Annotated in this window: 8 protein-coding genes and 2 pseudogenes; 4 read left to right on the top strand and 6 right to left on the bottom strand. The window is 44.4% G+C overall.

The features are described 5' to 3' along the window. The 3 genes and pseudogenes from B5F07_RS22770 to B5F07_RS01600 form a co-directional block, all read right to left on the bottom strand. Positions 1 to 82, bottom strand: a pseudogene (locus tag B5F07_RS22770) (IS200/IS605 family transposase); the annotation flags it as partial. A 282-nt stretch (positions 83 to 364) separates the two neighbouring features. Continuing rightward, positions 365 to 709: an ATP-binding protein gene (locus tag B5F07_RS01605; protein WP_242972388.1), complete on the bottom strand. Its 345-nt coding sequence runs from the start codon at positions 707 to 709 to the stop codon at positions 365 to 367. A gap of 202 nt (positions 710 to 911) precedes the next feature. Next, on the bottom strand, positions 912 to 1,730 hold the full coding sequence (locus B5F07_RS01600) for a class I SAM-dependent methyltransferase (protein ID WP_087159543.1): 819 nt from the start codon (positions 1,728 to 1,730) through the stop codon (positions 912 to 914). A gap of 380 nt (positions 1,731 to 2,110) precedes the next feature. Between B5F07_RS01600 and B5F07_RS01595 the strand changes: the two genes are divergently transcribed. Next, positions 2,111 to 2,761: a GOLPH3/VPS74 family protein gene (locus tag B5F07_RS01595; protein WP_087159516.1), complete on the top strand. Its 651-nt coding sequence runs from the start codon at positions 2,111 to 2,113 to the stop codon at positions 2,759 to 2,761. A gap of 18 nt (positions 2,762 to 2,779) precedes the next feature. Then, a complete protein-coding gene (locus B5F07_RS01590; protein ID WP_087159515.1) occupies positions 2,780 to 3,052 on the top strand; it encodes a helix-turn-helix domain-containing protein in 273 nt (90 codons plus the stop codon). Positions 3,053 to 3,162: 110 nt separating this feature from the next. Here the strand turns inward: B5F07_RS01590 and B5F07_RS01585 are convergent, their stop codons facing one another. The 3 genes and pseudogenes from B5F07_RS01585 to B5F07_RS01575 form a co-directional block, all read right to left on the bottom strand. Beyond that, positions 3,163 to 3,585 carry a DUF2000 domain-containing protein gene (locus B5F07_RS01585; protein ID WP_087159514.1) on the bottom strand — a complete coding sequence of 141 codons (423 nt, stop codon included), beginning with the start codon at positions 3,583 to 3,585 and terminating at the stop codon, positions 3,163 to 3,165. Positions 3,586 to 3,695: 110 nt separating this feature from the next. Then, positions 3,696 to 4,163 (bottom strand): annotated as a pseudogene (locus tag B5F07_RS01580) (DMT family transporter); the annotation flags it as partial. Beyond that, the gene (locus B5F07_RS01575) at positions 4,150 to 4,995 is read right to left on the bottom strand and encodes a helix-turn-helix domain-containing protein (protein WP_087159512.1); all 846 of its coding nucleotides are present in this window, start codon (positions 4,993 to 4,995) and stop codon (positions 4,150 to 4,152) included. The gene B5F07_RS01575 and the pseudogene B5F07_RS01580, both read right to left, overlap by 14 nt. 221 nt (positions 4,996 to 5,216) lie before the next feature. Here B5F07_RS01575 and B5F07_RS01570 point away from each other — a divergent pair, with 221 nt between their 5' ends. Continuing rightward, positions 5,217 to 5,777, top strand: coding sequence for an RNA polymerase sigma factor (locus B5F07_RS01570; protein WP_087159511.1), 561 nt, complete (start codon positions 5,217 to 5,219; stop codon positions 5,775 to 5,777). Then, complete coding sequence (locus B5F07_RS01565; RefSeq protein ID WP_087159510.1) at positions 5,774 to 6,652, top strand: hypothetical protein; 879 nt, start codon at positions 5,774 to 5,776, stop codon at positions 6,650 to 6,652. The genes B5F07_RS01570 and B5F07_RS01565 overlap by 4 nt, the downstream gene beginning before the upstream one ends. The last annotated feature ends 26 nt before the right edge of the window (positions 6,653 to 6,678 follow it).

Raw genomic sequence — 6,678 nt, 5'->3', positions numbered from 1 at the left:
CATCAATCACTTTTCGGCGATACTTTACGACCATTATGAGATGATAATAAAGAAGAAAAACTGAATGTGCATTATGATCCATATTTCTCAATATAATCAGATCCTTTCGCATTTCGACTGATCATATTATATCACATCCCCAGAAGGGGAACAAGTGTTCTTTTACAAGTGAGAAAAAATCAAAATATTCAAATAATAATGGCAATTTATCCCGCCACCTGCAGAGGTTGGGGGAATTCTTGCTTAACATTAGTTAAATATTCAGGAAATCTCTGTTCCGGTTCTAAACCTGTCATGGAAAGAAACTCCCGGAGAGATAGTGGAAGCATTTTGATCTCCACATGCCTGCCTGTCAAAAGTGTTGCTAATAGAGATCCACATTGGGCTTTACATATAAACTGTCTACAACCTTTTCAAAGGAAGGCACTTTCTGAATTTCATCGAGAAAAATATACGTGATTTTTCCGCTGACCAGACGTTCTTTCAGATACTGATGGAGCTTCTTGTAATCCAGCAGATCTTCGTACTCCAGTTCCTCAAAGTTGACGGAAACGATTTGCTCCTGTGTGACCCTGTTTTCCTTCAGCCATTGCTGAAACTGCATCAAAAGTGTAGATTTTCCGCAGCGCCGGATACCTGTGACCACTTTGATTACCTGTTCATCTTTCCAGCTTATGAGCTGATCTAAATACTCTTTCCGTTGTACCAATGAAAATCACCTCCCTGTTAGTGTTCTCTTTTTAGCACATATTATCCCTAATACCAATATTATGTTCCCATTTCGGAGCAATATCCATTTTTTTTACATATTTATTCCGATATAAAATTTTCAGGGCAAATGTCAGAAAATAGCTGTCAGCGTTCCCACCGCAAGGCAGGCGGGCAGGCCAAGAGCCATGCCTTGTTCCATCTCACTTTCTGCCCACTAACATCCGTGACTCTCCAAGCATCATCATGGCAGCCCGGCGGTGTGAGCCAAATACCTCTTTTGCGGTGTCAATGAGGCGCACTTCCTCATATCCCATATCCCGAAGTTTTTGGGCAAACGCCTCCATATCCCCGTACATTCCCGGCTTCATCTCATCGTTGAGGGCAAAGACGCCGCCCTTTTTCAGCACCCGCAGAGTCTCCAACAGCAGTTCCCGTTTATCCGCTCCGGTAATATTGTGATACACATAATTGCTCACCACAGCGTCAAAAGATTCATCCGGGAAATCCAGCTTATTGGCATCGCCACGGCAAAAGGTACACCGGTCCCCCGCCCCTTCACTGGCAGCGTTTTTCTCGCAAAGAGCCTGACTGTAGTTGTAAACTGCCGCCCAATAATCGATTCCAACAACCTTTGTTTCCCGCCATGTGAGCGCTGCCCGGATAGATAATGCCCCGGAGCCGCAGCCTACGTCCAGCAGTGTTCCTTTGCCATCATAATCCATATGGGACAGGATAGTCTGATGCACCCGCTCCATAATCCTGCCGCCATCAAAGGCATACTGCCGCCGAATCCATGTGATCCAGCCAAGGAGCGCCAGAAGCCCGGCCACGATGATTACAAACAGAATACCCGGCACAAAAATATGGAACACGGCAAATGACAGTACCGCCAGCAGCGCTGCCAGGGACGTCAGCCCGCCAACCATATAAAACACCGGACTTGACATCCAGCTCCCGTAGTCCTCACCGTGAGTGCCAAGCCGGATCACTTTTTGAGATTTTCCCTGTCGATCAGACATCGCTTCCCTTCTTTCCTCTTCAACAAATTTAATTCCTGTTACCATAGTTTCATTAGCTTATACTTTTTCATTGCTACTCCCACAGAATATCATATAACTCAAACGGGTTCTTATAATCTTATTGTAGTTAGTATTAACTAACTTGTCAAGAGACTCCTTTTACTATTTATAAGGCGTTGCCACTCCCCACCGGAAAGAGTGGCGCCGTTTTCGCCAGGCATACGTTTTTGTTTCTTTTCCGACAGAAGCGCCACGTATTAAAAAGCAAATTAAAAAGTGACCGTATATCTTGACAAAAGAGTCAGAACACAGTATATTACATCATAAGTAGTAAGCAATAAGTAGTAAGTAAACATTTTTAATTTGCAGTGGAGGTAATCATGAAAAACTTATCAACGACCCAACAGTATTTTTTATGTGTTCTTAAGAAAAACGGAAAAATATCAAGTCTTGAAATGGAGAAGACGACCTGTCTGGCGGCTTCTGCAATAGTGGAACTTTTGATGGACAATATTCTGACTCTTGACGGGAAAAAGCTGTCCGTTCAGGCGCCGCTGCCGGAGGATAAAAGCTATCTGCGCCAGGTTTATTATGTTGTTATGAAAAAGCAGCCGGTAAAGTTTGAAAGTGTTATGGAATATTTTTCTTTTAACTTTACAGATAAATATATGGACGGACTAATAGAAGATATTGGAGAATCCCTTGTAAATCTGGGATGTGTGCAGAAGGAAAAAGGCGGCTTCATGAATGGAAAGACACTCTACATCCCCAATGCGGACGATGTGGATCATATTGTTCAGAACATCCGCGCGGAGCTTTTGGAGGAAGGAGAGATTTCTGAGGATATTGTGGTTTTGACAGCACTGTTAAACAAAAGCGGGGATCTTCAGAGATACTTTTCATCCTACGAAAAGCAGGCCCTGAAAAAACGGTTGGAGGAGATCAGGGAGAATCCGCAAAACGAACTGATCCGCAAAGCGACGGAGTATATCGACACCCTGTTCCTTTTGTTTATTGTGGCAATTTCCTGATGAAGGAAGGTGCGCATAATGTCAAGGCAGAGAAGTATGGAAGCTATTCTGGCTTCGGAGTATGTTACCATTGGAGAGTTGGTGCGTCTGACTGGAATCCGTTACAGTACATTAAAGTTTTATACGGAGGAAGGATTTCTTCCTTTTGTTCAGGAAGACACAAATCTGACACGCCGGTATCCGAGAGAAAAAACAGTGGAGCGCATTGCCTATATTAAGAGCCTGCGTGATCAGAAGAAAACGATTCCCCAGATCCGGGAAATTTTGCAGGAAAGGGATAAGAGGGTTTAAATGAGCCTGCTTCGGCGAATTCGTTGAACGGATGCCGGAAGGCTGCAAAACTATACATTTAGAAAGCGCCGGACAACAGGTCAGCAGGCTGACGTGTCCGGCGCTGAACTTTATCGAAGCAGCGGCATACTTCCGGTGAGCTTATTTACTTTCTTTTTCGGTCCGCAGATAGCAATGCCAAAATATTGCAGGGTATTTTCCGGCGTTTCAGCCATTTTCCCGATAAATTCATCGTAGGTTTTGCAGCCCTGTGCAAGATCGGAGAAGTCCACCACAGACAATTCCCGGAATTCCGGTTGGTACAGCTTTTCCCGGATTTCCTTAATCACTTCCGGAGTGCCTTTCAGAATCGGTACAGGAAATTCAATGATTCCCAAATGCTGATTTCCGCTTTGATCGGTCACATTTGCGCCAACGACTTCCGGCATTTCCTTTCCCAATGTTATTCCCATAATAGCCGCTGTATTCACAATCAGGCCAGGCGGCAGATTTTCATCTATTACCATTACACATTTTTCATTTTGTAAGTCCATTTTACTTTTCCTCTTCTTTCTTAAATAATTTGCTTTCAGAAAGTAACAGTCCTGTCAGTGTCAGAACCGTTCCAATCCCGGTCATCCACGTAAACGGCTCATGCAGGATCAGCACAGAAGCCCCCAGCCGGACTGAGTTCCACAGCAGCGCCGTTAAAGCTGATCAGCGCGATTCCTGCCATTGCCACGACAAATCCGACAAAAAAGCCTGCGCCCAGTTTTTCTTCCTGCTTCAAAAACAGATGTGACAGGATCACTGTGAAAAACGGCGCCACTGAGATGATCACTCCAACATTGGACGCCATCGTACAGGTCAGCGCGATATTTTCCAGGAGATAATAGAGACACACCCCGCATAAGCCTGCGCCCGCAAAGACCAGCTCCTGTCTGCCTGTCGTCCCTTTCATCCGGTGCGGGCAGGCAATCAGCAGGGCGAACAGACCCATGACAAAGCGGAAAAACAGGATTTCAATGGGCTGAAAATCTGTCAGCAGCACCTTTGTTGAAATAAACGTCGTCCCCCAGATAAGTATTGTAACCAGTGCAGCCACATGGCCTGCTGCATTATTTTGCCTCATGGCACTCTCCTCCTTCTTCTTTTCTCAGAAATATTTCCCGGTATGCGCCGGGCGGCAGCCCGATAAAACTGCTGAAATAATTGGTGAAATGGCTTTGATCCGAAAATCCGGTCCGCATGGCAGCCTCAACAGGGGCAACGCCCTGCTCCAACAGCTTTTTTGCAGCGCCGATGCGGATATTTTCAAGATACCGGTATGGCGTAACGCCTTTTGATCTGGCAAACGCCCGCAGCAGAGTCGATTTGCTCAGATTCGCGCAGCGGCAGATCTGTTCCAGGCTGATATGCTCGGTATAATGCTGCTCCAGAAACTGACAGGCAGTATCGATCTCCTCCCGGCACTCCGGAATACAGGCTTCAAAAGGCTGCCCATAGCGCCGGATCAGCAGTGACAGAAACAAAAGCAGATTTTCTTCCCTGTCAAATTCTGTTGAGCCGGTCATGATTCCCTCGTGCAGCAGACGCAGATGACAGCTGATCTCCTCATCACGGATAACATTCTGCGAAAAACCCGGGAGCATTCTCCTGCCGGTAACTTCTTCCGTCAAATCCCGCATAATTCCCTTTGTAATGTTAATACCGCGGTAGTCCAGTGTTCCGTCATCAGCCTGGACGCAGGCATGATTATCGCCGGGGTGAAAAAGGACAATACTGCCCCGCCCGATCACATATTCCTGATTCCTGCAGGATAAACACCTCTCCCCCTCCTCTATAAACCCGATCACATAATACTCATGAAAATGATTTGGAAAAGGCTGTACTATCCCCTCGAACCGGTAAGCTTCAATACGCAGTCCATCATCATAAACCACTGTTCTTGTTTCTTTCTTCATGCTCTTTCCTCCTCAGACTTTTCTATTCTATCACCTGCTGATAAAAAAAGCTTGTAAAATATCTTCATTTTGGCAGCAGTTTCTGGTCCTGTTTCTATATATACTACAGTGATAACAATATGGTATTATTGGATAGAAAAAGTTTGAAAAATGTGTGAGATTTGAGTTCAAAAGTTGTGTATATAAGTGAAAAGGCAAAAAAGGAAGCGAGGTGAAAACCGATGGATGATGCACAGATAGTCCAGTTATACTGGGATAGAGACGAGCAGGCAATCCATGCTACATCTGCCAAATACGGAAGCTACTGTACCTCGATTGCCAGAAACATTCTGGGCAATCAAGAAGATGCCGAAGAATGTGTCAACGATACCTACTTAAACGCATGGAACGCCATGCCGCCTCACAGACCAGGCATTCTATCCACATTCCTTGGGAAACTTACAAGAAACATATCGTTTAACAGGTATAAACATAATACCGCCGACAAACGAGGCGGTGGAGAAATGCCTGCGGTTCTGGAGGAACTTTCAGACCTGGTATCTGGTAAGGATGATGTTGAACAGGCATTTGACCAAAAGGAACTCACGAAAGCTATTGATACATTTCTGGATCGTCTTTCACCAAAGAAAAGAAGCATCTTTATCAGCCGGTACTGGTACACAGATAGCATTTCAGAAATTGCTGTCAGGCACAATATGAATGATGGAGCAGTATCAATGACACTTAACCGCATCCGACGGAAACTACACAACTACCTTTTAGAAAGGGGCTTTGAACTATGACGAGCGAAAAACTGTATGAAGTCCTCGGCTACATCAATGAGAAGCATATCAACGAGGCAAGGACATATCACAAAGCAAAGAAACCCGACTGGGTAAAGTGGGGAGCTATGGCAGCTTGCCTGTGCCTTATCGCAGCGGGAGCATTTACACTTTCCCATTTCATTGGAAACGACACCCCCGACACAGCACCTGTCGTAGAAAATGCTTATGGGTTTACAATGGAAGGAAGCGATGTTCTCTATCTTCCGATTTCTTTTTCTCAACGAAAGACTTTCGGACTTATAGACGAAAATGCAACAGGATTGACCGATGAAAATACCTATCAGATTACCGATGATGATTTAGATGGCGTTATGGGGATTGTCGGAGAGAGCCAGGACGAAAGCTTAATTGGAGAAACTGTTTATCATTTTATAAAATTCCCGTCAGATGACGCTATTTGCATTATAAAGGTAAATGGAATATACCAATTTTATGTGAAAGAAGGTGTGGCAGGAATTGAGGAAACTGACAATCCCAATATAAACATTGACGCACCTGTTGATGAAAACACGTACCATGAAGAAAATCAACAGACGCAGAGCGAAAAAACAATAACAGAAACAAATACCCCGACTTCTTCGGCAACAGAAACATTCAATGAAGTTATCACATTAGAATATATCACCGAATTACAAACTAAAGTCAGCGCAGCCATGAGTAATGGGGATTTACCATTTGTTTCTTCTTCTGCTGTTTATGAAAACCCATACCGGCTTCATATTGTTGTAACATCAACTGCGGATAATGATTTATCAAAATTAAAAGCCTTTGATACGATTGGAGGAGCTTTAGAAATTGAGTATAACGCAGCAGAATATATTGTAACAGAATAAGCGCGAAAACTCTCAAGAAATTGGGA

The sequence above is a fragment of the Lachnoclostridium sp. An169 genome (assembly GCF_002160525.1).
Taxonomy (GTDB): Bacteria; Bacillota; Clostridia; order Lachnospirales; family Lachnospiraceae; genus Mediterraneibacter; species Mediterraneibacter cottocaccae.
Note: the sequence above shows the minus strand (reverse complement) of the source record. Positions and strands in the feature narration are given on the sequence as shown.

Excerpts from the sequence above, each read along its gene's own strand:
- B5F07_RS01595 (WP_087159516.1), top strand. The coding sequence starts at position 2,111 with ATGAAAAACTTATCAACGACCCAACAGTATTTTTTATGTGTTCTTAAG.
- B5F07_RS01575 (WP_087159512.1), bottom strand. The coding sequence starts at position 4,995 with ATGAAGAAAGAAACAAGAACAGTGGTTTATGATGATGGACTGCGTATT.
- B5F07_RS01565 (WP_087159510.1), top strand. The coding sequence starts at position 5,774 with ATGACGAGCGAAAAACTGTATGAAGTCCTCGGCTACATCAATGAGAAG.
- B5F07_RS01600 (WP_087159543.1), bottom strand. The coding sequence starts at position 1,730 with ATGTCTGATCGACAGGGAAAATCTCAAAAAGTGATCCGGCTTGGCACT.
- B5F07_RS01585 (WP_087159514.1), bottom strand. The coding sequence starts at position 3,585 with ATGGACTTACAAAATGAAAAATGTGTAATGGTAATAGATGAAAATCTG.
- B5F07_RS01590 (WP_087159515.1), top strand. The coding sequence starts at position 2,780 with ATGTCAAGGCAGAGAAGTATGGAAGCTATTCTGGCTTCGGAGTATGTT.
- B5F07_RS01570 (WP_087159511.1), top strand. The coding sequence starts at position 5,217 with ATGGATGATGCACAGATAGTCCAGTTATACTGGGATAGAGACGAGCAG.